A 242-nucleotide genomic window follows, 5' to 3' on the forward strand; every position below is an offset into this window, starting at 1 on the left:
AACTACTTTCTTTCCTATAATCAGTCTTTCATAATTGGCATAAAATCCTTGGATTAAATCTTTTTTGGATTTATAAGAAGTGTGATAACCATTTTTGTACTTTTTGAACGAATTTTTTCGCGCCTTGTCAAAATCTTTTGAAGCCTGTTTAGGAACTTGTGCGTTGATATTTTTTAACCACTCATATTGCTTTCGCTTCTTGATCTTTGTAAATCGTTTCTGTAAAGCTAACTGTGAAACAG

1 pseudogene is annotated in these 242 nt (G+C 31.4%); it reads right to left on the reverse strand.

Features of this window, described 5'->3' with window-relative positions:
- Positions 1 to 242: pseudogene (locus MR155_RS31715) on the reverse strand (helix-turn-helix domain-containing protein); the annotation flags it as partial.

It is taken from the genome of Bacillus cereus group sp. BfR-BA-01331, from assembly GCF_022663915.1.
Lineage (GTDB): Bacteria > Bacillota > Bacilli > Bacillales > Bacillaceae_G > Bacillus_A > Bacillus_A mycoides.